Origin of the sequence: Demequina sp. NBRC 110051 (assembly GCF_002090055.1) — a bacterium.
Classification (GTDB): Bacteria; Actinomycetota; Actinomycetes; order Actinomycetales; family Demequinaceae; genus Demequina.
Map to the genome: position 1 here is coordinate 305,992 of NZ_BBRH01000006.1, position 23,324 is coordinate 329,315.

The window sequence follows — 23,324 nt, forward strand, 5'->3', positions numbered from 1 at the left end:
GGGTGACTGACTCCACCGTCCAGCCCGCCGACATCGACGCCCTGCGCGAGCAGCTGGGACGCCAGCCCCGCGGGGTCGTCGCCATCGCCGCGAGGTGCGCGTGCGGCCGGCCCACCGTGGTCCACACCGCCCCACGCCTGCCCGACGGCACGCCGTTTCCCACGCAGTACTACCTGACGCACCCCGATGCCGTCTCCGCCGTCTCGACCCTCGAGGCCAACGGCGTGATGAAGGAGATGTCGGACCACCTGCGCGAGGACGAGGCCCTTGCCGCGGCCTACCGCGCCGCCCACGAGCGCTACCTCGAGGAGCGCTACGCGATGGAGGATGTGCCCGAGATCCACGGGATCTCGGCCGGCGGCATGCCCGACCGCGTGAAGTGTCTCCACGTGCTGGTGGGTCACGCGCTCGCCGCCGGGCCCGGCGTCAACCCGTTGGGCGACGAGGCGCTCGCGCTGATCGCGCCGTCGTGGAGCCCCGAGCGCTGCACCTGCGGCGTCGCTGCTGATGATTCGACTGCAACCGAAGAGGAGACCGCATGACCCGCGTGGCCGCCATCGACTGTGGCACCAACTCGATCCGCCTGCTGATCGCCGACGTCGCCGCCGATGGTGAGTCGCTCACCGACGTGGTGCGCCTCATGCGTGTGGTGCGACTGGGCCAGGGCGTGGACCGCACGGGACAGTTCGCTCCCGAGGCGCTCGAGCGCACCCTCGCGGCGACCGACGAGTACGCGGCCCTGTGCCGTGAGCATCAGGTCGAGGCGATCCGGTTCGTCGCGACCTCCGCGACCCGTGACGCGTCCAACCGCGACGAGTTCATCTCGGGAGTGCGCGAGCGGCTGGGAGTGGAGCCCGAGGTCGTCTCCGGCAACGAGGAGGCCGAGCTGAGCTTCCGCGGCGCCGTGTCCGTCGTCGACCCGGCCCTGGTGCCGCCGTATTTGGTGGTGGACCTCGGTGGCGGCTCGACCGAGATGGTGTTGGGGGAGCGTTCGCCCGCCGCGGCGCACTCGATGGACGTGGGCTGCGTGCGCATGACCGAGCGCCACCTGCTGAGCGACCCACCCGCCGCGGGTGAGATCTCCGGTGCGGTGGCCGATGTGCACGCCGCGCTCGACACGGCGCTCAAGGACGTGCCGCTCGCCCAGACCCGCACCCTCGTGGGCCTCGCGGGCACCATCACGACCGTGACGGCTCAGGCGCTCGGGCTGGACTCGTATGACCGCGACAAGATCAACGGCGCACGCCTTCCCGTCGACGAGGTGCTGGCGGCGTGCGACGTGCTGCTCGCGGCCTCGCGCGAGGAGCGCACCGCGATGCCGTTCATGCACCCCGGACGCGTGGACGTGATCGGCGCGGGTGCGCTGGTGTGGCGCGAGGTCGTGGCCCGCGTGCGCGACGAGGTCGCAGCGTCCGGCGGCACGCTCGAGGAGGTCGTCACGAGCGAGCACGACATCCTCGACGGCATCGCATTCTCGACGGTCGTGCGCGCCTGACTTCCCCGACTCACGACGGTTTGGCCCATACCTGTGACTGATGTGCCCTCTGGGGCTCGTGTGTCGTGCGCGGGAGTCACATCTGTTGACACCGCTCACACGTGTGGGCCAAACCGATGGGGCGGGTGCGGCACAATCGTGGTCACGCCCTCGTAGCCCAATTGGCAGAGGCAGCCGACTTAAAATCGGCGCAGTGCGGGTTCGAGTCCCGCCGGGGGCACTACGCATCACAGCGCGCACGCAGCGGGAATCGGATCGTGTGCGATGTGGTTGCATGATGTCGTGCCCCCGACGTCTGCCTCTGTGGGCCTGCGCTCGGAGCGCGGCCCCATCCTGCTGTCCCTCATGCTCGCCACCGCGCTCGTGGCCCTCGACGCGACCATCATCGCGACGGCGTCCTCGACGATCGCGAGCGACCTCGGCTCGTTCGCCCAGGTGCCGTGGCTGTTCTCCGCCTACCTGTTGGCGCAAGCCGTCTCCACGCCCCTGGCCGGCAGGCTGTCGGACATCTTCGGCCGCAAGCGACTGATCCTCGCGGGCGTCGCGCTGTTCTTCATCGGCTCGATCGTGTGCGGAGCCGCGTGGTCCATGGGCGCGCTCATCGCCGGACGCGTCATCCAAGGGCTCGGCGCGGGCACGGTGATGCCGGTGTCGCAGACCATCGCGGCAGACATCTACACGCTCGAGGAGCGCGCCAAGGCCCAGGGGTACATCGCGTCCGTGTGGGCGATCTCCTCGGTACTGGGCCCCACGCTGGGCGGCGCCTTCTCGGAGTTCCTGTCCTGGCGCTGGATCTTCCTCGTCAACATCCCGCTGTGCGCGATCGCGGCCTGGATGATCGTGAGGCGTTACAAGGAGTCTCCGCTCGAGGGCAAGCGCGACCCCATCGACGTGACCGGGGCCCTGCTCCTCACCGGAGGTTCCGTGTTGCTGCTCGTGGGCCTGCTTGAGGGCGGCTCCACGTGGGCGTGGGCGTCGACGCCGTCCTTCGCGGTGCTCGGCGTGGGCGCGATCCTTGCCGTGTGGTTCGCGGTGCACGCCCTGCGGGCCTCCCGTCCCATCGTCGACCTGCGCCTCCTGCAGCGCCGCGTGGTCGGGGTCTCGACTGCCATCTCGCTCGTGGTCGGCGTGATCGTGCTGGGCCTCACCACCTATGTCCCCATCTACGCCCAAGGCGTGCTGGGGTACGGCCCCCTCATCGCGGGCTTCGCGCTTGCGGCCATGACGCTCGGCTGGCCGCTGTCTGCCTCGAACTCGGGCCGGCTCTACCTGCGCCTGGGCTTCCGGGTGACCGCCATGGTGGGGTCGGCGCTCGTGGTCCTCGGCGCGGCGGCCACACTGCTCCTGGGCGAGTCGACGCCATTGATCGCTACGGCAGGGGCCACGTTCATCGTCGGCGTCGGCATGGGGCTTACCGCCATCCCCACCCTCGTGGCCGCGCAATCCTCGGTGGCACACACCACCCGAGGAGCCGTGACGGGCGTCAACGTGTTCGCGCGCTCGCTGGGCTCCGCGCTCGGCGTGGCCGTCTGCGGCGCCATCGTCAATTCCCGGGTCGATCTGGGCGCGGACGGCACGCCTCAGGGCGAGGGGCTGATGGGAGCCCTGCACGTCGTGTTCATCTTCGTCACGGTGACCGCCGTGGTCCTCGCGGTGCTCGCCGCGCTCATGCCCCGCGACCGGGAGGCGGCCCAGCAGCGCCGCGCCGAGCAGGCCGCCTAGCTGCCTACGCTGGGGGACATGGCTGCCGGCGCGACGATCCACACGTTTGAGGTTCAGCTGGCGGACATGGACCGCGGCGTCTACGAGGACCTCGAGCTGCGCGTGGCGCGCCACCCGTCGGAGACCGCCGCGTTTCTCGTCACGCGCGTCCTCGCGTACTGCCTCGAGTACCGCGAGGGGATCGCGTTCGGGGAGGGCATCGCCACCACCGACGAGCCCGCGGTCATCGCCCGGGACCTCACCGGCACCGTCACCGCGTGGATCGAGGTGGGCGCGCCCGAGGCCGACCGGCTCCACCACGGCAGCCGCCTGGCCGAGCACACCACCGTCTACACGCACCGCGACCCCGCCAAGGTGCTCGCGCGCTGGGACGGCAAACGCATCCACCGCCGCGAGGCCATGACCCTTCACGCCCTTGACGGAACGTTCGTCGATGAACTGGCGAACCGCCTGGAGCGTCGCAACCGTCTCACGGTCACCCTGACCGAGCGCCACCTGTACGCCGAAATCAATGGCGAGTCCCTCGAGACCCAGGTGACTGACCACCCCCTGGGCTGAACCACGGGGGCCGGCCACGGCATCGGCCGCGGTGAACCCTGGCGGGACATGAGGGTCGTTCTCGCGAGAAATCCGACCCTCATGCCCCGCCAGGAGCGATCGCGCTCCCCGATCTCGCCCGTAGCGAATCCCTCTTATGGCCGATGCCGTCGCGGTCCCCTCGTTCGTTACCCTGGCAACGACCATCCCCGCCGAGGAGGACCCATGTCCAGCCCCGTGTTCAACAACAACTCCGCGTTCAAGCCGGGCGCGACCATCAATCAGGATGGCTCGCCGGTCACCGCGGACCAGCTGCAGGCGCAGTTCGACGCGCCGAGCGCCACGCCCTTCGAGACCGGCCGCATGTCCTATGAGGGCGTGACGAGCAAGACGGTCGCGATGCTGCTGCTCGCGTTTATCGCCGCCATCCCCGGCTACATGTTCTTCAACTTCCTGGGCCTCATCGTGTCCGCGATCGGCGGCATGGTGCTGGGCCTGGTGCTCGCGTTCAAGCGCACCACCCCGCCCGCGCTCGCGCTGATCTACGCGGCCGTCGAGGGCTATTTCCTGGGGTCGCTGTCGACGTACATCGAGACCGGCTTCGACGTCCCCGGCGTCGCCATGCAGGCGCTGCTCGCGACCGCCGCCACGGCCGGCACGGTCCTCGTGCTGTACCGCTCCGGCAAGGTGCGCTACACCGCCAAGCTCCGCCGCTTCCTCATCATCGGCATGGTGTCCTACCTGGTGTTCTCGCTGCTGAACGTGGGCCTGATGATCTTCGGCGCGACCGATTCCGCGTGGGGCCTGCGCACCTCCGTCGAGATCATGGGCATCCCGCTGGGAGTGATCATCGGCCTGGTCGCCGTCGGACTGGCCGCCATCTCACTGATCGGCGACTTCGACTTCGTCGAGAACGGCGTCAAGAACGGCCTGCCGGACAAGTACGAGTGGACCGCCGCGTTCGGTATCACCGTCACGCTGGTGTGGATGTACACCGAGTTCCTGCGCCTGCTCGCGATCCTGCAGGGTCGCGACTAGCAGTTTTTCCCGTGACCGCGGCATGGCCTCAGCGCCGTGCCGCGGTCGCGGTGCGTCTGGCGCTAGTGTCGCGTCATGCCTCAGTTTGACCTGCCGCTCACCGAACTCGAGACGTACCGCCCCGCCGTGCGGGAGCCGGCCGACTTCGACGAGTTCTGGGCGGACACGCTTGCCGAGGCGCGTCAGTTTCCTCTCGACGTCCAGATGGCCGATGCCGGGGCTGGCTTGCCGCTCGTCGACGTCCAGGACGTCACGTTCGCCGGTTTCGGTGGGCAGCCCATCAAGGCCTGGCTGGCGCGTCCGCGGACGGCCGATGCGCCACTTCCGGTCGTAGTCGAGGTCGCCGGATACGGGGGCGGCAGGGGCCTGCCGATCGAACACACCATGTGGCCCGCGGCGGGGGTCGCGACGCTGTGGGTGGACTCGCGTGGACAGGGCTCGGGCTGGGGCTCCGGGGGTCACACGCCCGACGCGGGCGGCTCGGGACCGGCGACCGACGGCGTGATGACCCGCGGCATCGAGAGCCCGTACGACCACTATTACCGCCGGCTCATCACCGACGTGGCGCGCGGCGTGGACACCGCGCGCGCCATCGAGGGTATCGACCCCTCACGGGTGTTCGTGGCGGGCACCTCTCAGGGCGGGGGAGTGGCGCTCGCCGTCGCGGGGCTGGTGGAGGGGCTTGCAGGCGTCATGGCCGACGTGCCGTTCCTGTGTCACATCGAGCGGGCCATCGCGATCACCGACGAGCGGCCGTACGCAGAGGTGGTGCGCTACCTGTCCGTGCACCGCGGCGCGCGCGAGCGGGTGCTCGACACGCTGTCGTACATCGACGCAGCCAACCACACTCGGCGCGCCACGGCGCCGCTGCTGAGCTCCGTGGCTCTGCGCGATGCGATCTGCCCGCCCTCCACGGTTTACGCGGCGTTCAACGCGTACGGAGAGCGGGCCGGCGGCGCCGACAAGCGCATCGAGGTGTACGAGGACAATGAGCACGAGGGTGGGGCGGGCCACCAGCAGGCCCGCCGCCTCGAGTTTGTGCGTTCACTGACCGAGTAGACGGTCTGCCTTAGGCGTAGGCAGCCTGGCAGAAGCCGTGGTTGCAGTAGCCGCCGGGGTTCTTGTGGAGGTAGCCCTGGTGGTAGTCCTCGGCGTAGTAGAACACGCCGTCGCCGGCCTCCTCGGCGGGCACGATCTGCGTGGTGATCTTGCCAAAGCCCTTGTCGACGAGCGCCGCCTGGTACTTCTCACGTGAGGCCTCGGCAGCCACCTGCTGCTCCGGGGTGGTGGTGAAGATCGCCGAGCGGTACTGGGTGCCGATGTCGCCGCCCTGGCGGTTCAGTGTGGTGGGGTCGTGGTTCTCCCAGAAACGCGCGAAGAGCGTTTCGAGCGTGACCTTGGTGGGGTCGTAGACCACCTGGACCGTCTCGGCGTGACCGGTGCGCGCCGTGCAGGTCTCCTGATAGGTCGGGTGCTTGGTCCAGCCACCCATGTAGCCCACGGCGGTCGAGTAGACGCCCTCGGTCTGCCAGTAGATGCGCTCGGCACCCCAGAAGCAGCCCATACCGACGTAGAGCACCTCGTGCCCCTCGGGCCAGGGCTCGGTGAGCGATGTGCCGAGCACCACGTGGCGGTCCGCGATCTCGAAGCCCGCATCGCGGCCCGGCAGGGCCTCATCGGCGGTGATCATGCGGGTCTTGTCTGTTCCAAAGAGCATGGGTCGTGGCTCCCTTCCGTCCAGTCTCAACGCCGCCATGGTCGTCCCTGTTCCGCGCGTGGATGCGCTCCCTGTCACAAGGCGGCGTTAGGCTCGGCGCATGGCCGACAGCGAGCATTCTCCCAGCGTCCCCAGGGACGACGTGCTGCGGCGCGTCCCGGTGGGGTTGCGCGTCTCCGCCGCGTGGTCGTGGCGACTCATCGTGCTCGGCGTCGTGCTGGTGGCGTTCTTCTACATCTTCACTTCGTTGTCGACGCTGTTTGTGCCGCTCATCATCGCGCTGCTGATCGCCGCGCCGCTCGAGCGTGTGGTGCACCACATGGAGCGCTGGCACATCCCGCGTGGAGTGGGTGCGTTGCTGTCCATCCTCGCGTTGATCGGCGTCGTGTTCTTCCTGCTCGGCGCCGCGTCGACGTCCATCGTCTCCGGTTTCGGAGATCTGCGTGACGCCGCCATCGAAGGTTTTGAGACCTTCACCGACTGGCTCGCCAACGGCCCGCTTCACATGGGTGAGGACCAACTGGCCGGATACCTCGATCAGGCGCAGGGCTGGCTGACCGACAACGCCGGTGGAGTGGCCAGCGGCGCCCTCGGTGCGGCGTCCACGATCGGCGGCGTGGTCGCCGGCATGGTGATCGCGCTGTTCGCCCTGTTCTTCTTCCTGCGCGACGGCCGCAAGCTGTGGTTGTGGACGGCGCGCCTCGCGCCGGGAGAGTCCACCGAGCGCGTGGACCGCGCCGGCGTGCACGCCTGGAACACTCTGCGTCGCTACACCCAGACCACGGTCTTTGTGGCCTTCGTCGACGCCGTCGGCATCGGCCTCGCCGCATGGATCCTGGGAGTTCCGCTCGCGCTGCCCATCGCGATCCTGGTGTTCCTGTTCTCTTTCATCCCCATGTTCGGCGCGACGCTGTCGGGTGCCATCGCCTCGCTCGTCGCGCTGGTCGACGGCGGCTGGACCACGGCCCTGCTCATGCTGGGCGCGGTGCTGCTGGTGCAGCAGCTCGAGGGGAACGTGCTGTACCCGTGGCTGTTCGGCAAGGCGCTGAGCCTGCACCCGCTCGTGGTGCTGCTCACCATCTCCGCCGGAACCCTGACGTTGGGCCTGGTCGGCGCCGTCATCGCCGTCCCGATCGTCTCCTTCTTCTATGCCTTCTCGCGCGCGCTGCGGGACGCCTACAAGCCCGACGAGGAGGAGGTGCCGCCCATCACCTCCCAGGTGCCGGTGTTCGCGGAGCGGTCACGCCAGATCGTTCAGCGTGCCCGCGGCCGCATGGGCCGCACGGGCGAGTTGAGCGTGTCTGGGCCGCAGCCGACCGTCTCGAACGATCTTCCCGAGACACCGGCGACCGAGACCACGACCACCGCGCCCGAGCAGGGTGAGGAGATGCCTCCCACCACCGGACAGATCCGCGTGCGCCGTCCCGGCGAGCGCGACGGGGACGATCCCACTTCCTGACATGCAGTGCGACTACTGGGACGCGGGCGTGTGCCGCTCGTGCACCCTGATCGAGACCCCTTACTCGCGCCAGCTCGCCGATAAGCAAGAGGCCGTGACGGGGCTGCTGGCACCGCTCGCCCCGGCGCTCTCTTGGCTGCCGCCGGTCGCCTCCGCCGAGGAGGGTTTTCGCACCAAGGCCAAGATGGTCGTGGCGGGCACGGTCGACGCCCCCACGCTGGGCATCCTCGACGCCGCGGGCCGTGGCACCGACCTGCAGGGCTGCAATCTCTACCCGCCGCAGCTCTCCGCGGCCTTCCCGGCGCTCGCCGCTTTCGTGACGCGGGCCCGGCTCGAGCCGTACTCCGTCCCCGAGCGCAGCGGGGAGCTCAAGAACATCCTCGTCACCCTCGGGCCCGACGGGCGGCTGATGGTGCGCTTCGTCATGCGCTCCACGGAGGCGCTCGCGCGGCTGCAGAAGCATCTGCCGTGGCTCCACCAAGCCCTGCCCGCGCTCCACGTCGCGACGCTCAACGTCCTGCCTGAACACAAGGCCGTCACGGAGGGCGAGCGCGAGATCGTGCTGACCGAGGAGCAGACGCTGCCATTCACGATGGGCGACGTGCCCCTGCACCTGGGGCCGCGCAGCTTCTTCCAAACCAACACGGCGGTCGCTACCGAGCTATACGCGCAGGTCGCCACCTGGATCGACGGCGCCGCCCCTGCGAGCCTGTGGGACCTCTACTGCGGCGTGGGCGGGCTCGCCTTGCACTGTCTGGCGGAGGGCCGCGAGGTGACGGGCGTCGAGATCTCGGACGCCGCGATCGACGCCGCACGCCTCAGCGCCGCGCAGATGGCACGCGCCGGCGTTGCCGGCGCGAGCGACACGACCTTCGTGGCGGCCGATGCCGTGGCCTGGGCCCGTACCCAGGGCGCCTTCCCCGAGGCGGTCGTGGTCAATCCTCCCCGCCGTGGCCTGGGGCCCGAGCTCAGCGGCTGGATCGAGGACTCCGGGGTCGCGACGGTCGTGTACTCGAGCTGCAACCCTGCGACGCTCGCCCGCGACATGGCCGACATGCCCTCGTACGTGGCGCGCGAGGCGCGGCTGTTCGACATGTTCCCGCACACCGGCCACGGCGAGGTGGGCGTGCTACTAGAACGCCGGTAAAGAAGCGAAGGGCCGCCCGCCATGACGGCGAACGGCCCGACGCGGGACGGATGCGGACTTAGCCGTTGAAAGGCTCCACGGCGATCACCTTGACGGGGATCTGGTTGCCGTTGGGGGCCTCGTACGAGGTCTCGTCGCCTAGCTTCTTGCCCAGCAGTGCGGCTCCGAGTGGGGACTGTGCGGAGAACACGTCGATGTCGGTGCCGCCCGCGACCTCGCGCGAGCCCACCAGGAAGCGCATCTCGCGGCCCATGACCTCGGCGGTCACGACGGTGCCGGAGGCGACCTCGTCGGCCGCGGCGGCCTCGCCGACGGTCGCGGTCTCGAGCAGGTGGCGCAGCTGCTGGATGCGGGCCTCCTGCTTCGCCTGCTCCTCGCGCGCCGCGTGGTAGCCGCCGTTTTCCTTGAGGTCGCCTTCTTGGCGACGCTCGTCGATCTCCTTGGCGATCGCGGCGCGACCCTCACCGGTGAGGTGGTCGTACTCCGCCTTGAGGCGGTCGTAGGCCTCCTGGGTCAGCCAGGTGCCGGTGGTCTCTTCGGACACGGGTTCCTCCCTTGCGACGTGCGCGTGTTGCGAGCGTGACTGGACAGGTTAGCAACAGGTGACGCAGAACGGAAAGAACGACGGGGAGTTAGCGCTCGACGTCGCAGTAGTTGACCTGGGCGCTCGTGGCCTGCTCGACGGTCGCGATGTCGAGGGTGATGCGTTGGCTGGATCCCTCGGCGGGGTCGACGGTGGTCTGGGCGACGCCTACCTCTGCGTAGCTCACGGACAGCGCGCGCACGTGGCAGACCACGGGCTCGTCGGTGTAGAGGTGGACGTCGAACGTCACCTCGGCCTCGGTGGGGGAGTCGATGACGAAGCCGACGTCCTGCCAGCGCACGGGAGCGCTGGCCTGCGACAGCCCAAACCACGCCGCGACACCGGTGAGGGCGACCACGCCGGCGATCGACAGGATCCACCCCTGGCGGCTGAGGCGCGGGCGCGCGGACGCGACGTCCTCGAGGTCATCGGGGGAGGGGGTGTGCTGCGGCTCGCTCATCATGAGGCAGGATAGTTCACCGAAGGAAGGTGGAAGACGGTGGCAGATTTCTCAGGAGGCCCGGGCTTCGCGGCATTCGTCGCGACGTTCCTCATGGTCGCCGCGGCCGTGGTGCTGATGCTGTCGCTGTCGCGCCACCTTCGCAAGGTGCGCACGCGCCCTCCGGAGGACGACGAGAACCCGACCACGGCATCGGCCGCTGACACGACCGAGACCGGTGACACCGCCGCGACCGAGGGCGACGAGCCCGAGGCTCCGCGAGCGTAGGTTCGCGAGCCGTCAGGAGACGGTGAACACCACGAGGGCGATGGCCACGTAGTGGCACAGGAAGCCCGCGATGGTGAGCGCGTGGAAGATCTCGTGGAAGCCGAAGTACTTCTCCGAGCCGCGCGGCCACTTGGTGCCGTAGATCACCGCGCCGACCGTGTAGCACAGGCCGCCGATGACGATCAGGGTGACAACCGCTGCGCCGCCGGCTTGGTAGAACGGGCCCATGAAGCCCACGGCCACCCATCCCAGGGCGACGTACAGCGGCACGTAGAGCCAGCGGGGCGCGCCTAGCCAGAAGACCCGCAGCAGGAGGCCCACGAGGGCGCCGGTCCACACCGTGATGAGCACGGCCGTGCGCGTGGTGCCCTCGAGCAGCATCACCGTGAGTGGCGTGTAGGTGCCGGCGATGATGAGGAAGATATTGGCGTGGTCCATGCGCCTGAGCACGGCCTTCGCGGTGGGTCCCCAATTGCCGCGGTGGTAGACCGCGGAGGTGCCGAAAAGCATGACGGCTGTCAGGGTGAAGACCGCGGTGGAGATGCGTCCGGCAAGCGTCGGCGCCCACACGACGAGGATCATCCCGGCGATCAGCGCGAAGGGCGCGGCGCCCAGGTGAAGCCAGCCGCGCATCAGCGGCTTCGCGGGGTCAGGCAGGTTCTCAGCCATAAACCTACGTTACCGTAGGTAGGCGCGTCGGAGTACCGTAGGCCCCGGCAACGGACGGCGACGCGAAGGGACTGAGATGGGACTGCGCAGGCTCCTCTACGGACCCTACGAGCGCCACCTCGAGCGTCTGCTGCGCACCTCCGGTCAGACTCCTCGCCACATCGGCGTCATCCTCGACGGCAACCGGCGCTGGGCCAAACAGTCGGGCGCCTCGGCCGCCGACGGACACCGTCGCGGGGCCGACAAGATCTCCGAGGTGCTCGAGTGGTCGGAAGAATCCGGCGTCGAGGTCGTCACCCTGTGGATGCTGTCCACCGACAACCTCGAGCGCGACCCCGGCGAGCTCGACGCGCTGCTCGAGATCATCTGCGCCGCCGTCGAGGCGCTCGCGGACGACGGCCGCTGGCGACTGCAGCACGTGGGCTCCGCGGAGCTGCTCCCTCGGCCCGCCGCCCAGCGCATCTCGGCCGCGGTGGCGAGGACGGCACAGGCCACCGGCCTGCACGTGAATGTGGCCGTCGGCTACGGCGGGCGACACGAGATCGCCGATGCCGTGCGCGCCTACCTGCGCGGCGCGATCGACTCGGGGATGACGATGGAGGCGGCCGCCGACCAGTTCTCGATCGAGCACATCGCCGAGCACCTCTACACGAAGGGCCAGCCGGATCCCGACCTGGTGATCCGCACCTCGGGCGAGCAGCGCCTCTCCGGCTTTCTCATGTGGCAGTCCGCGCACTCGGAGTTCTACTTCTGCGACGCGTACTGGCCCGACTTCCGTCACGTGGACTTCCTGCGCGCCATCCGGGCCTTCTCCCAGCGCGAGCGCCGCCACGGGCGGTGAATCCGACTCGCCTGCGCCTCTCCCCAGCCCGTCGTCTCGCCACATGACGGGTCCGAATGCGGAAATCTGCACTCCAGCCCGTCGTCTTCGCGTTTTGCGGTCCGCCACGGGCGGTGAACCCCGACCCGCCCGAGCGCGGGGGTATGTGACGAACATGTGACGCGCGGCGTGTCGCTGCTTGACAAGAAATCCGCGGCGTAGCGTCGGGATCGTGGTTGACGCACTAAGCCGTATCCACCGGATGCGGGACTAAGAGACACGCCGGAGGGCGTGCGAGCGCCCTGCGGCTCAAGCGCGGGGAGCTCTACGTGACCATCACCCAGTTCGACACCACCCCCTCCATCAACGCCGCCAACGCGACGGAGCTCAGGACGTTCGTGCTCGACACGTCCGTGCTGCTGTCCGACCCGCGCGCGCTGAAGAGATTCGCGGAGCACGCCGTGGTGCTCCCCGTCGTGGTGATCACGGAGCTTGAAGCCAAGCGCCACCACCCCGAACTCGGCTACTTCGCCCGCTCGGCGCTGCGCACGCTCGACGAGCTGCGCATCGCCCACGGCAAGCTCGATCAGCAGGTGCCGGCCAACGAGTTCGGCGGGTCCGTCCGCGTCGAGCTCAACCACACCGACCAGAACGTGCTGCCCAGCGGCTTCCGCCTGGGCGACAACGACACGCGCATCCTCGCGGTGGCCGCCAACCTCAAGGCCGAGGGCCACTCGGTCACCGTGGTCTCGAAGGACCTGCCCATGCGCGTGAAGGCTTCGGCGCTCGGCATCGAGGCCGAGGAGTATCGCGCGGAACTCGCGGTCGATTCCGGCTGGACGGGGATGCGCGAGATCTCGCTCACCGACGAGCACATGTCGGAGCTGTACGAGGCCGAGCGCCTCACGGCCCCGCCCGCCGCCGACACCGGCGAGGATCTCGCGAATCTCCCCGTCCACACGGGCCTGGTCATCCACTCGCCGCGCGGCTCCGCCCTGGGGCGCCTGGACGACGACGGCGCGATCCAGCTGGTGCGCGGCGACCAGGAGGTCTTCGGGGTGCACGGCCGCTCCGCCGAGCAGCGCATCGCGATCGACCTGCTGCTCGACGAGGCGATCGGGATTGTGTCGATGGGTGGCCGCGCTGGCACCGGCAAGAGCGCCCTCGCGCTGTGCGCCGGCCTCGAGGCGGTCATGGAGCGGCGCCAGCACAAGAAGATCATGGTGTTCCGGCCCCTGTACGCCGTGGGCGGCCAGGACCTCGGGTATCTGCCCGGCAACGAGTCGGAGAAGATGAACCCCTGGGCCCAGGCGGTCTTCGACACCCTGGGCGCGATGGTGTCCTCCGAGGTGGTCGAGGAGGTGATGGCCCGCGGCATGCTCGAGGTGCTGCCGCTGACCCACATTCGCGGCCGCTCGCTGCATGACGCGTTTGTCATCGTCGACGAGGCCCAGTCGCTCGAGCGCAACGTGCTTCTCACCATGCTCAGCCGCATCGGCCAGGACTCGCGCGTGATCCTCACCCACGACGTCGCCCAGCGCGACAACCTCCGCGTGGGCCGCCACGACGGCATCGCCGCGGTCATCGAGGCCCTCAAGGGCCACCCGCTGTTCGCGCACGTCACCCTCGAGCGCTCCGAGCGTTCCGCGGTCGCCGCGCTCGTGACCGACATGCTCGAGCGGCTCGACCTCTAGACCCGCACAGACGGAAGGGCCGATGCGATGGGTGACCATCGCATCGGCCCTTCCGTCGTTCTGGCGGTGCGTTACAGCCCCAGCTCCTGCAGGTAGGGCTCGAGCTCTTCCCAGTTGACCTCGTCGGGACGGTTCTCGTCCCAGATCTCCATGTAGCGCTCGCGCTGGGCGTCGGTGAGCGCCTCCCACTTGCGCAGCTGCTCTTCGGCGTCGACGTGCCAGTAGCCGACGATCCGGTACAGCGTGTAGTGGCGCGGCCAGGTCTCCTTGATGAACTTGCGGGCGCGGCGCGACTGCGCGGACTCGCACGCGACCCACACGTAGACGTCGCCCTCGGGCTCGTCCATGCGCTCCATGCAGGACACCAGCGCGGACGGGCCGCGGCCGTTGCCGGAGACTCGCCACTCGACGTTGACGGTGGCGGGCGAGGGCAGCGCGATCGCGTCGTCCATCGAGATCAGCTCGATGAGGACGTCGAAGGTCTCGTCGGGCGTGGCCTCCTCGAGGATGCGCGCGACGGCGGGCAGGCCCGTCGCGTCGGCGACCAGCAGGCGGCGCGTGGAGCCCTCGGGCGGCGAGTAGTAGCCATGCGCGTCGGAGATCGCGACGGCGTCGCCCTCGACGGCCTCGCGGGCCCAGGAGGCGCCGCGGCCGTGGCCGTGCGTCACGATGTCGATGTCGACGCTGGGCACCTGCGGGTTCCAGCGGCGGATCGTGTAGTGGCGCGCGATGTCGTGGTCGTCCTCCCAGCCCTCGGCCGGCTCGGCGTCGGGAATGTGGACGTGGACAAATTCATCGGCCTGGCCGGTGGACTCCCAGGTGCGCAGCGCCTCACCGGTGAGGGTGACGCGGCGAAGGTTGGGGCTGATCTGCTCGGCACCGGCGACGGTGACGACGAACGAATCGGTCATGCTGGCTCCAGACAAAGGGGGTGGGGGACTACTGGTGAGGGCCGACGCGCGGGGCACCCGGGCATCGGCCCTCACCGACGAGGTGTTTAGCCCTCCGAGGAGAAGGGCACGACCTCGGTGGCGGGGTCGCCGTCGAGAGCGGCCTCGAGCATCGGCACGAACGCGTCGAGCGAGTACTCGATCGAGGACGGCGAGTTCGCGAAGAACGCGCCCTCGAGCACGGGGTCGGTCAGCCACAGGTTGCCGCCGGTCTCGGTCACATTGAGCGAGTCGAACAGGGGCAGCGCCTCGAGCTCGGTGCGCGAGTCGGGCGTCGTGGCGACCTGCCACACGATCGAGTCGAGCTCGCCCAGGACGTCGAGCTGCTCGGCGCTGATCTGCATCCACGCTTCGTCGGTGCCCTCGATCGAGGCGACGTCCAGGCCCACGTTCGCGAGGAACTGGTTGCGGGTGTCCGAGGCGGCGTAGACGAAGGCCTGGCCCTCGTAGAAGCCGCCCACCTGCGAGGTGAGGCCCTCCCACTCGGGGTGGGCATCACGGACCTCGGCGTACGCCGCGTCGATGTCGGAGATGATCTGCTCGGCCTCGGCGGTGGTGCCGGTGGCCTCGGCGAGCAGCGTGAGCTCGTCGGCGAGGGTCACACCCCACTCGGCGGTCTCGGATCCGTCCGCGGAGTTGGTGGCGGGGCGGGTGACCACGGGGGCGATGCCGGACAGGAGGGTGTACTCCTCCTCGGTCATCTCGTGGTTGGGGTAGGTCGCGACGATGAGGTCGGGCTCGAACGCGGCGATCGCCTCGGCGTCGTAGGTGGTGGTGCCGGGCTCGAACAGCTCGGGCTCGGCGCCCGCGGCGACGCGGTCCTCCTCGGCCCACGGGCCGGTGCCGTTCTCGTAACCCTGCCAGGAGACGGGCACGGCGACCGGGGCGACGCCCAGCGCGTAGAGGTACTCGTGCTCGTGCGAGCCAAGGGTCACGACGCGCTGCGGCTCGGACTCGATGGTGACCTCGCCCATGGCGGTGTCGAGGGTGACGGGGAAGGCGGTGGCCTCGGCCTCGGCCGTGGCGGACTCGCTGGTCTCGGCCGCGGGGGAGGTGGTCTCCTCCGTTTCGGCATCCGACGAGCAGGCGGCAAGCAGAAGCGCCGAGGCGGCGACCATCGAGACGGCGGCGGCGCCGCGCGAGATGCGCTGGTGCATGGGGATTCCTTTCCTAGGGGTGGGTCGTGCGGGTGGGGTGGGCCGTGAGGCCAGACGTCGTGAGGAGGTGGGCCACGAGGCAGGCGGCCGATGCCGCGGTCGCCGCGGCGTCGAGCTCGTCGTCCGTAGCGGCGCGACTTTGGTCGCGTACCGCGACCACGGACAGCCCGAGCGCGTCGTCGCCGCGCACCACCGACTGGAGCGGGGCGCGCGTGTGGCCCGCGTCGCGCAGCGTGGCGACGGAGAGCTTCGCGGGCAGCGGCGAGACGAACCAGCGCACTCCGCCGCGGCGGATGAGGCCGGTGGCGGGGTCCGCGTGGTCGAGCGTCAGGTGGGCGTCGTCGAGGCCCTCGCCCTCGAGGTGACGCTCGAGCACCATGGCGCGGAAGTCGTGCCCGCACATGGTGGCGTCCGGGCTGTCTCCCGCCACGAGGGTGACGGGACGCTGGGTCCCGGCCACGGCATCGGCCGGAAGTGTGAGCCGGGCGACCAGGCCGGGGACGGCCCCCATCAGCGCGGCGGCGGAGCGGATCTGGACGGCGGAGACGCTCATCGCGCGCCTCCCGGGCCGTGGGCGGGGACGATGATCGGGGTGCCGGTGACCGGGTCGGGGATGATGCGGGCGTCGATGTCGAACACGCGGGAGACCAGCTCCTCGGTGAAGACGTCCTCGGGGGCACCGGCGGCGGCGACCTCGCCGTCGCACATCGCGATGACGTGGTGCGCGTAGCGGGCGGCCTGGTGAAGGTCGTGGACCACCATGACGATGGTGCGGCCCTGGCGCTCGTTGAGGCGGTGCAGCAGCTCGAGCACCTCGTACTGGTGCGAGATGTCCAGGTAGGTGGTGGGCTCATCGAGCAGCATGAGCGGCGTGTCCTGCGCGAGCGTCATGGCGATCCAGGCGCGCTGGCGCTGGCCGCCCGAGAGCTCGTCGACCACCGAGTCCTGGATGGTGGTGAGGTTGGTCGAGTGCAGGGCGCTCATGACGGCGGTCTCGTCGGTGCTCGACCAGGGGCGCAGCACCTTCTGGTGGGGCGTGCGGCCGCGGGCGACCAGCTCCTTGACGGTGATGCCTGCCGGGGCGAGCGGCGACTGGGGTAGCAGGCCCACGCGGCGCGCGACCTCGCGGGTGGGGATGGAGTGGATGTCCTGGCCGTCGAGCGCGATGGCGCCGTCGATGGGGGCGAGCAGGCGGATGAGTGCGCGCAGCAGGGTGGACTTGCCGCAGCCGTTGGGGCCCACGATGGCGGTGATCTTGCCGTCCGGGATCTCCACGTCCACGCCGTGCACGATGGGCGTGCCGCCGTAGCCGATGACGGCCTTGTGGGTCTCGAGCCTGCTCATGAGGGACCTCCTCGGGATGCGCGCCACACCAGCCACAGCAGGTAGGGGGCGCCGATGGCGGCGGTGAAGATGCCGACGGGGAACTGCAGCGTCGCGGGCATGAGCTGCGACAGCTGGTCGGCGGCCAGGAGCAGCACCGCTCCCATGAGCGCCGACGGGATCAGGGTGACGCCCGCGTTGCGCGTGAGGCGCAGGGCCAGCGCGGGGGCGACGAGGGCGATGAAGCCGATGGGGCCGGTGATCGCGGTTGCGGCGGCGGCGAGCAGTACGGAGGCCACGGCCAGCACGGCGCGCGAGCGGCCTACGGAGATGCCGAGCGCCTTCGCGGTGTCGTCGCCCATCTCCATGGTGCGCAGCGCGCGGGCGTGCCACAGGATGACGGGCACGAGCACCGCGAGGACCAGGGCCGCGACGGTGACGTGCGTCCAGGTGCGCCCGGTGACGGAGCCGACCAGCCAGCCCAGGGCCGTGCCTGCGTCGTGCACGTCCATGCGCGTCAGCAGGTACTGGGTGAGGGACTGGGCGACGAACCCGATGCCGATGCCCGCGAGGATGAGGCGCAGCGGGACGATGCCGCGCTTCCACGACAGCGCGAGAATCGCGGCCGAGGTGAGGAGCGCGCCGATCGCGGCGCCCGCGGCGGTGATCCACAGCGAGGCGCCGATGCCCATCCACATGGTGATCACGGCGCCCGTGCTTGCTCCCGCCGTGATGCCGATGAAGTCGGGGGAGGCCAGGGGGTTGCGCGTGAGGGACTGGAGGATCGCGCCGGCAAGACCCAGGGTGGCGCCGACCAGGACGGCCGTGATGGCGCGCGGGGCGCGCACCTGGCCCACGATGAAGTCGCCAGGGGAGCCGACGGAGATGCCGACCGCGGCCTTGAGCGAGTCGAGCACCGTGAGGTCCGCCTTGCCCCACGACAGCGCGAAGACAAAGAGGGTGGCGAGCACGGCAAATATGGCCAGCCCGACCGCGAACGTGCGCTGGTGGGTGGTGATGCCGAGGGGGCCGATCCGCAGGATCTTCACAGCTCCACCACCTTCATGCGGCGGGCCATGAAGGCAAAGATGAGGCCACCGATGAGTGCGGTGGTGATGCCCACGCCGACCTCGGACGGCGGGGCGATGACGCGGCCGATGACGTCGCACACCAGCACCAGCGCGGCGCCGCCGAAGGCGCTGACCACCAGCAGCCACGGCAGCGAGGCTCCCACGAGTGCGCGGGCGAGGTGCGGCACGGCGAGGCCCACGAAGACGATGGGCCCGGCCGCTGCGGTGGCGCACGCGGCAAGCAGCGTCACGACGACGATCACGACCGTGCGGGTGGCGGTGATGTTGATGCCGAGCGCGCGGGCGGTGTCCTCGCCCAGGGCGACCGCCTGGAGCGGGCGCGAGACGATCAGGGCGGCGATGACGGCGACGATCACGATCGGCAGCAGGGACGTGACGTCGTCCGACTGGCGGCCGGTGAGGGAGCCGGCGACCCACAGGCGGTACTGGTCGAGCGTCGAGTCGCTCACCAGCAGGACGGCGTTGATGAGCGACGTGATGAGTGCGGTGAGGGCCACGCCGGCCAGCGCCAGGCGGACCGGGGCCCCGGCGGCGGCGCCGCGCGCGCCGATCGCGTACACGATGAGGGCGGCCAGTCCCGCGCCGGCAAACGCGAAGGGGACCTGGGCGGCGAAGCCGCTGACGCCGAGCGTGAGGGCGATGACGACGGCGAGCGAGGCGCCTGCGTTGATGCCGAGCAGGCCGGGGTCCGCGAAGGGGTTGCGGGTGAGCGACTGCATGAGGGCCCCCGCGATGCCGAGCGAGGCGCCCGCGATGATGCCGATCACCGTACGCGAGACGCGCAGGTCGGTGACGATGAGCTGCTCGGGGTCCTCCGGGTCCAGCGCCGTGAGGGCCTCCCACACGGTGGCCAGGTCGATCGAGCGCGAGCCGATGGCCAGCGACAACGCCACGGCGATCAGCAATGCCGCGGCGGCGGCAATCGCGATCAGGGCGCGCCGAGGCATGGTGCTCCTTGTGTCAGGGGGGACCGGCGCACGCCAAGGTGCGCCTGGTGAGGCTTGCCTAACTTACGCCATCGCGGGACATTAAAGCAACGCGCCCGTCGGGTAAATGAGGGGGCCTCGCTCGGCGTTCGCGCCGGCGTGAGGCTGATCTACCTGCGCCGATGCCGTGGCCGGCCGCTTCTCGGCCGGCGCAGGGCCGCGTGGTCGCGTCGCGGACCGTTGCCAAAACGTTGCGAACCCCCGGTGCCCCGTGCCCTGTCTCTTGGGAGCCACTGAGTGCACGGAAATCGCGTGAAGCGGGCGCTCAGCGGCTCGCAGGGCGCGTGCCGTGGCGTGGCGCGGGTGGTGCAGCGGGCCTAGTGGTGCTGGTGGCCCAGGTCGGTCTCGGCTGGGTGGGCCGCGTCGATCTCGTCGGCAGGGCAAGCGTCGGCGGGGAGGTCGACGTCGATGCCGTACAGCGCGCGGATGGCGCCCAGGTAGCGGTCCGCCTGGCCGGCCTGGGCGTGCTCGCGGGCGCGCACCGTGGGGGTGTGCAGGAGAGTCTTGGCGAAGCGGCGCAGGGCCTGCTCGGTGGCATCGGCCTGCGCGATGGCTTCGGCCGAGGCGCCGGCGGAGGGGCGAATGCGCGCCAGCTCTCGCTCGAGCAGCCCGAAGACGTGCTCGCGCAGCGCGACCACGGCCGGGTCGAGCGTGCGGGCGGTCTCGCCGTCGCCAAAGCGGGCGACGGCGTGCGCGACGATGGCGCGGGCTGCCTCGATGGCGTTGACGGACTCGCCGGGCGCGGTGGCGCCCACCGAGTCCAGGTCCACCACGTGGACGCCGCGCATCTGCGCGACGCCGGGCGCGACGTCGCGGTGCAGCGCCAGGTCGACGATGGTGAGGTCCTTGGTGGACTCCGCGCGTGCGGCGGCCACCATCGCGGGCGTGAGGACGATGGACTCGCCGCCGGAGCACGCGAGGACCAGGTCCACATCCGCCAGCGATGAGCGCAGCTCCTCGAGGCTCAGGGAACGGATGCCGTGGCGGCGGCCAAACTCGTCGCCGCGACCCGAGGGCGAGTAGACGCCCACGATCTCGACGCCGCGAGCCAGCAACGACCCCACGCCGGTCTCGGCCAACGCGCCGGTACCGATCAGCACGGCCCGTGCGCCCGGCCACTCGACCGTGGCGGAGGCGAGGTCAAAGGCGACGGACACGACCGAGCGTCCGGAGGTGCCGAGTCCGGTTGAGGAGGCGACCACGCGCGACGTGCGCAGTGCGGACTGGAAGAGCCGGTCGAGGACGGGGGAGAGGTGGTCGGCGGACTGCGCGTCGTTGTGCGCGCGTCGCACCTGGCCGGAGATCTCTCGCTCGCCCACCACCATCGACTCGAGGCCCGACGCGACCGACAGCAGGTGCTGGACGGCGTCATCGCCCTCGTAGGTGGCGAGCGCCTGCTCGATCGCGGTGCGGTCGAGGGCGCTGGAACGCTCGATGGCGTCGACCACAGCCGCGCGCCCGGAGTCCACGTCCTCGACCTCGAGGTACACCTCGAAGCGGTTGCACGTCGGCAACACGACCGCGCCACGGATGGGGGAGTCGCCCTGCACCACGGCGGAACCGAGCGTGTCCGAGCCGATGCTGAGCTGCTCGAGCACGGTGAGGTCACGGTTGTGGTGGCTGGCGACGAGAGACATCAATACCACGTCCCCTATTCTGACACGTTCACGAAACAAGGCAGAATCGAGTGTCATGAGCCTCGACGCGTTGCCCGCCCATCACCCCCTCGCCACGGGCGAGACGGCCGAGTCGCCCCTGGTGGCGGCGCTCGAGGGAAGGCGACCGGCGCATCGGCCCGTGTGGTTCATGCGCCAGGCGGGACGTTCGCTTCCCGAGTACCTCAAGGTGCGCGAGGGCACCACCATGCTCGAGTCGTGCCTGGACCCGGCGCTCGCCGCGGAGATCACGCTCCAGCCCGTCCGGCGCTACGGCGTGGACGCGGGCATCTTCTTCTCCGACATCGTGGTTCCACTGAAGGTGGCCGGGGTTGCGGTGGACATCGCCCCTGGTGTGGGCCCGGTTTTCGAGCGGCCGATGCGTTCTATGGCTGACATTGAGAGCCTCCCGGCGCTCGGCGTACCCGGCGACGGCGGGGCCTTCGATGTCGCGCTCGAGCCGATCCGCCAGGCAGTGCGCCTGTCGGTCGAGCAATTGGGATCGACTCCGCTGATCGGTTTCGCCGGTGCCCCCTTCACGCTCGCCGCTTACATGGTCGAGGGGCGGCCGTCGCGCGACCACATGGCCGCGCGTGAGCTGATGTGGGCCGCGCCGGACGTGTGGGAGGCGCTCGTCGCGTGGACGTCGCGTGCCGCGGGTCTGTTCCTGCGGGCGCAGGTGCTCGCTGGGGCATCGGCCGTGCAGCTGTTCGACTCGTGGGCGGGGTCCCTTTCCGAGGTGACCTACGTCGAGAAGTGCGCGGGAGGCTCCCGCGCCGCGCTCATGGCGGTCGCGGATCTGGGCGTGCCGCGTATTCACTTCGCCGCCAACGCCGGTCACCTGCTCGATCCGATGGGAGCGGCCGGCGCCACCGCGCTGGGCGTGGACTACCGCACGCCCCTGGACCAGGCCTCGCGCGCAGTGGGCGGCCGGTTCCCGCTGCAGGGCAACATCGACCCCGCGATGCTCGGTGCGCCGGCCGACGCGCTCGAGCGGCACGTCCAGGACGTGCTCGACCGCGGCTCCGAGGCTCCGGGCCACGTCGTCAACCTGGGCCATGGCATGCCGCCGCACGCGGATCCGGATGTAGTGAAGCGCGTGGTGGAGCAGGTGCACGAGCGTGGCTGAGCCGCGCTCCTGGATCGTCATCGGAGCGGGGCCCGCGGGGCTGCTCTCGGCCCGCCGCCTCGCCTCAGCGGGCCACCGCGTCACGGTGCTCGAGGCGGAGGACCACATCGGCGGACGCGTGTCGCGCGTGCGTGTCGACGGTCTCGACATGGATGCGGGCGCCGAGTCCTTTGCGACCCGCGGCGGCTACGTGGAGCGCCTGGTCGAGGAGCTGGGTCTGACGGGCCGCCTGGTCGCGCCCGCGGGAGGTCCCGCCTGGATCGTGGGGCCCGAGCGCTCGTACCCCATGCCGTCCGCCGGCTGGCTCGGGATCCCCACACGGTCGCTCGCGCCGGACGTGGTGCGGGCGCTGGGGGTGCGCGGCGCGATGCGCGCCGCGGTCGAGCCGTGGCTGCCGCGTGAGCGGGTCGCGCCCGACGCGATGCTGGGCGTCGTGGCGAGGCGTCGCCTGGGTGACCGCGCCGTCGATCGGCTGATGGCGCCCGTGGCGCGCGGCATCTTCTCGCGCCCCGTGGACGAGCTCCGCGTCGACGCCGCCGCCGGCGGCCTGGCGGCGGAGATCTCCGAGCGCGGGCTCATCCGGGCCGCGGGGCACCGCCGCTCGATCGCCCCTGCCGGCTCCGCGGTCCTCGGCCTCGATGGGGGTATCGCGGTCCTGACGGACGCGCTCGCGGCCGATGCCCGTGCCAAGGGCGTGCGCATCGTCACCCATGCGCCGGTCACCTCGCTGACGCGCGAGGACGAGGGATGGCGCGTGTGGACGGCGGGCGAGCGCTACCTGGTGGACGAGGTGGTCGTGGCCTCCTCGCGTCCCGCGGCGGCAGCGCTGGTGCCGCAGGTCGAGCGCGCGCCCGACAAGCAGGTGGCGCTCGTGACGCTGTCGCTCGATGCTCCCGAGCTCGATCGCCATCCGCGTGGCTCGGGTGTGCTCGCCGTCGACGGCGTGACGCGTGCCAAGGCCCTCACGCATGCGACCGCCAAGTGGCAGTGGGTGGCGCGCGAGGCGCCCAGCCGCCACATGGTGCGGCTGTCGTATTCGCTCGAGACGGCGGAGGATCTCGCCCCGTTCGCGCTCGCGGACGCGTCCCGTCTGCTGGGGGTCCAGCTCAGGGACTCCCAGGTGCGCGACCTGGTGCAGGTGGTATGGCATGACGCCTCGCCCACGCGCGCGGGCGACCGCGAACCCGTGCGAGGCATCCACCTGGTGGGTGCCGCCGCGGGCTTCTCCGGGCTCGCGGCGATCGTGGACGACGACCAGCGCTCGAGCCTGGGGCAGTAGCGCCCGCCGGCTCAGGCACGGCATCGGCCATCGGTGTGCCCTGTACGCAAGTGACGGTCATGGGGACGACACGCCGCCACGAGGCCCGCGACACGCCGGAGGGCGTCGCAATCGCCGTCACTTTGTGACGGGCGGGGCAGGGACAA

General features: G+C 70.6%; 24 protein-coding genes and 1 tRNA gene. 14 read left to right on the forward strand and 11 right to left on the reverse strand.

The features are described from left to right. Positions 1–2: 2 nt before the first annotated feature. From B7K20_RS01340 to B7K20_RS01370, 7 genes are all read left to right on the forward strand, one after another. Positions 3–542, forward strand: a complete 540-nt coding sequence (locus B7K20_RS01340; protein WP_234985649.1) for a DUF501 domain-containing protein — start codon at positions 3–5, stop codon at positions 540–542. Continuing rightward, on the forward strand, positions 539–1,495 hold the full coding sequence (locus tag B7K20_RS01345; RefSeq protein ID WP_084099705.1) for a Ppx/GppA phosphatase family protein: 957 nt from the start codon (positions 539–541) through the stop codon (positions 1,493–1,495). Before B7K20_RS01340 ends, B7K20_RS01345 begins: the two co-directional genes overlap by 4 nt. A 146-nt stretch (positions 1,496–1,641) precedes the next feature. Beyond that, positions 1,642–1,715 (forward strand) — tRNA-Leu (locus B7K20_RS01350). A 62-nt stretch (positions 1,716–1,777) separates the two neighbouring features. Beyond that, entirely contained in the window at positions 1,778–3,217 is a 1,440-nt protein-coding gene (locus B7K20_RS01355) for an MDR family MFS transporter (RefSeq protein ID WP_234985650.1), read from the forward strand. A gap of 18 nt (positions 3,218–3,235) precedes the next feature. Beyond that, on the forward strand, positions 3,236–3,775 hold the full coding sequence (locus tag B7K20_RS01360) for a YaeQ family protein (RefSeq protein ID WP_084099707.1): 540 nt from the start codon (positions 3,236–3,238) through the stop codon (positions 3,773–3,775). Between the two features lie 204 nt (positions 3,776–3,979). Continuing rightward, positions 3,980–4,792 carry a Bax inhibitor-1/YccA family protein gene (locus B7K20_RS01365; protein WP_084099708.1) on the forward strand — a complete coding sequence of 271 codons (813 nt, stop codon included), beginning with the start codon at positions 3,980–3,982 and terminating at the stop codon, positions 4,790–4,792. Positions 4,793–4,867: 75 nt separating this feature from the next. Beyond that, the gene (locus B7K20_RS01370; protein ID WP_084099709.1) at positions 4,868–5,851 is read left to right on the forward strand and encodes an acetylxylan esterase; all 984 of its coding nucleotides are present in this window, start codon (positions 4,868–4,870) and stop codon (positions 5,849–5,851) included. Positions 5,852–5,861: 10 nt separating this feature from the next. Here the strand turns inward: B7K20_RS01370 and msrA are convergent, their stop codons facing one another. Continuing rightward, on the reverse strand, positions 5,862–6,509 hold the full coding sequence (gene msrA, locus B7K20_RS01375; protein WP_084099710.1) for a peptide-methionine (S)-S-oxide reductase MsrA: 648 nt from the start codon (positions 6,507–6,509) through the stop codon (positions 5,862–5,864). Positions 6,510–6,609: 100 nt separating this feature from the next. Between msrA and B7K20_RS01380 the strand changes: the two genes are divergently transcribed. Both B7K20_RS01380 and rlmC read left to right on the forward strand, forming a co-directional pair. Continuing rightward, entirely contained in the window at positions 6,610–7,968 is a 1,359-nt protein-coding gene (locus B7K20_RS01380; RefSeq protein ID WP_084099711.1) for an AI-2E family transporter, read from the forward strand. A gap of 1 nt (position 7,969) precedes the next feature. Further along, on the forward strand, positions 7,970–9,115 hold the full coding sequence (gene rlmC / locus B7K20_RS01385) for a 23S rRNA (uracil(747)-C(5))-methyltransferase RlmC (RefSeq protein ID WP_084099712.1): 1,146 nt from the start codon (positions 7,970–7,972) through the stop codon (positions 9,113–9,115). Positions 9,116–9,173: 58 nt separating this feature from the next. On the opposite strand, the gene greA is transcribed toward rlmC, so the two are convergent. Both greA and B7K20_RS01395 read right to left on the reverse strand, forming a co-directional pair. Continuing rightward, the gene (gene greA, locus B7K20_RS01390) at positions 9,174–9,659 is read right to left on the reverse strand and encodes a transcription elongation factor GreA (RefSeq protein ID WP_084099713.1); all 486 of its coding nucleotides are present in this window, start codon (positions 9,657–9,659) and stop codon (positions 9,174–9,176) included. Between the two features lie 88 nt (positions 9,660–9,747). After that, positions 9,748–10,158 carry a DUF4307 domain-containing protein gene (locus tag B7K20_RS01395; protein WP_159449288.1) on the reverse strand — a complete coding sequence of 137 codons (411 nt, stop codon included), beginning with the start codon at positions 10,156–10,158 and terminating at the stop codon, positions 9,748–9,750. Positions 10,159–10,197: 39 nt separating this feature from the next. On the opposite strand from B7K20_RS01395, the gene B7K20_RS01400 reads away from it, so the two are divergent. Continuing rightward, positions 10,198–10,425 carry a hypothetical protein gene (locus tag B7K20_RS01400; RefSeq protein ID WP_084099715.1) on the forward strand — a complete coding sequence of 76 codons (228 nt, stop codon included), beginning with the start codon at positions 10,198–10,200 and terminating at the stop codon, positions 10,423–10,425. A 12-nt stretch (positions 10,426–10,437) separates the two neighbouring features. On the opposite strand, the gene B7K20_RS01405 is transcribed toward B7K20_RS01400, so the two are convergent. Beyond that, on the reverse strand, positions 10,438–11,094 hold the full coding sequence (locus B7K20_RS01405; protein WP_084099716.1) for a hemolysin III family protein: 657 nt from the start codon (positions 11,092–11,094) through the stop codon (positions 10,438–10,440). Positions 11,095–11,170: 76 nt separating this feature from the next. Between B7K20_RS01405 and B7K20_RS01410 the strand changes: the two genes are divergently transcribed. Next, the gene (locus B7K20_RS01410) at positions 11,171–11,935 is read left to right on the forward strand and encodes an isoprenyl transferase (RefSeq protein ID WP_084099717.1); all 765 of its coding nucleotides are present in this window, start codon (positions 11,171–11,173) and stop codon (positions 11,933–11,935) included. A gap of 314 nt (positions 11,936–12,249) precedes the next feature. Then, positions 12,250–13,608, forward strand: coding sequence for a PhoH family protein (locus tag B7K20_RS01415; RefSeq protein ID WP_084099775.1), 1,359 nt, complete (start codon positions 12,250–12,252; stop codon positions 13,606–13,608). Between the two features lie 71 nt (positions 13,609–13,679). On the opposite strand, the gene B7K20_RS01420 is transcribed toward B7K20_RS01415, so the two are convergent. The 7 genes from B7K20_RS01420 to B7K20_RS01450 form a co-directional block, all read right to left on the reverse strand. Continuing rightward, positions 13,680–14,519 (reverse strand): siderophore-interacting protein, encoded by an 840-nt coding sequence (locus B7K20_RS01420; protein WP_084099718.1) that lies wholly within the window; start codon positions 14,517–14,519, stop codon positions 13,680–13,682. 86 nt (positions 14,520–14,605) lie between these two features. Continuing rightward, positions 14,606–15,715: an ABC transporter substrate-binding protein gene (locus B7K20_RS01425; protein WP_084099719.1), complete on the reverse strand. Its 1,110-nt coding sequence runs from the start codon at positions 15,713–15,715 to the stop codon at positions 14,606–14,608. Positions 15,716–15,728: 13 nt separating this feature from the next. After that, the gene (locus tag B7K20_RS01430; protein WP_084099720.1) at positions 15,729–16,268 is read right to left on the reverse strand and encodes a hypothetical protein; all 540 of its coding nucleotides are present in this window, start codon (positions 16,266–16,268) and stop codon (positions 15,729–15,731) included. Continuing rightward, positions 16,265–17,059, reverse strand: coding sequence for an ABC transporter ATP-binding protein (locus tag B7K20_RS01435; RefSeq protein WP_084099721.1), 795 nt, complete (start codon positions 17,057–17,059; stop codon positions 16,265–16,267). Before B7K20_RS01435 ends, B7K20_RS01430 begins: the two co-directional genes overlap by 4 nt. Next, positions 17,056–18,087, reverse strand: coding sequence for an iron chelate uptake ABC transporter family permease subunit (locus tag B7K20_RS01440; RefSeq protein ID WP_084099722.1), 1,032 nt, complete (start codon positions 18,085–18,087; stop codon positions 17,056–17,058). Before B7K20_RS01440 ends, B7K20_RS01435 begins: the two co-directional genes overlap by 4 nt. Next, positions 18,084–19,076: an iron ABC transporter permease gene (locus B7K20_RS01445; RefSeq protein WP_084099723.1), complete on the reverse strand. Its 993-nt coding sequence runs from the start codon at positions 19,074–19,076 to the stop codon at positions 18,084–18,086. Before B7K20_RS01445 ends, B7K20_RS01440 begins: the two co-directional genes overlap by 4 nt. Positions 19,077–19,432: 356 nt before the next feature. Continuing rightward, positions 19,433–20,752 (reverse strand): glutamyl-tRNA reductase, encoded by a 1,320-nt coding sequence (locus tag B7K20_RS01450; protein WP_234985662.1) that lies wholly within the window; start codon positions 20,750–20,752, stop codon positions 19,433–19,435. A gap of 55 nt (positions 20,753–20,807) precedes the next feature. Between B7K20_RS01450 and hemE the strand changes: the two genes are divergently transcribed. Continuing rightward, on the forward strand, positions 20,808–21,899 hold the full coding sequence (gene hemE, locus B7K20_RS01455) for a uroporphyrinogen decarboxylase (RefSeq protein WP_200809000.1): 1,092 nt from the start codon (positions 20,808–20,810) through the stop codon (positions 21,897–21,899). Continuing rightward, complete coding sequence (locus tag B7K20_RS01460) at positions 21,892–23,178, forward strand: NAD(P)/FAD-dependent oxidoreductase (RefSeq protein ID WP_084099725.1); 1,287 nt, start codon at positions 21,892–21,894, stop codon at positions 23,176–23,178. The genes hemE and B7K20_RS01460 overlap by 8 nt, the downstream gene beginning before the upstream one ends. Positions 23,179–23,324: the final 146 nt, after the last annotated feature.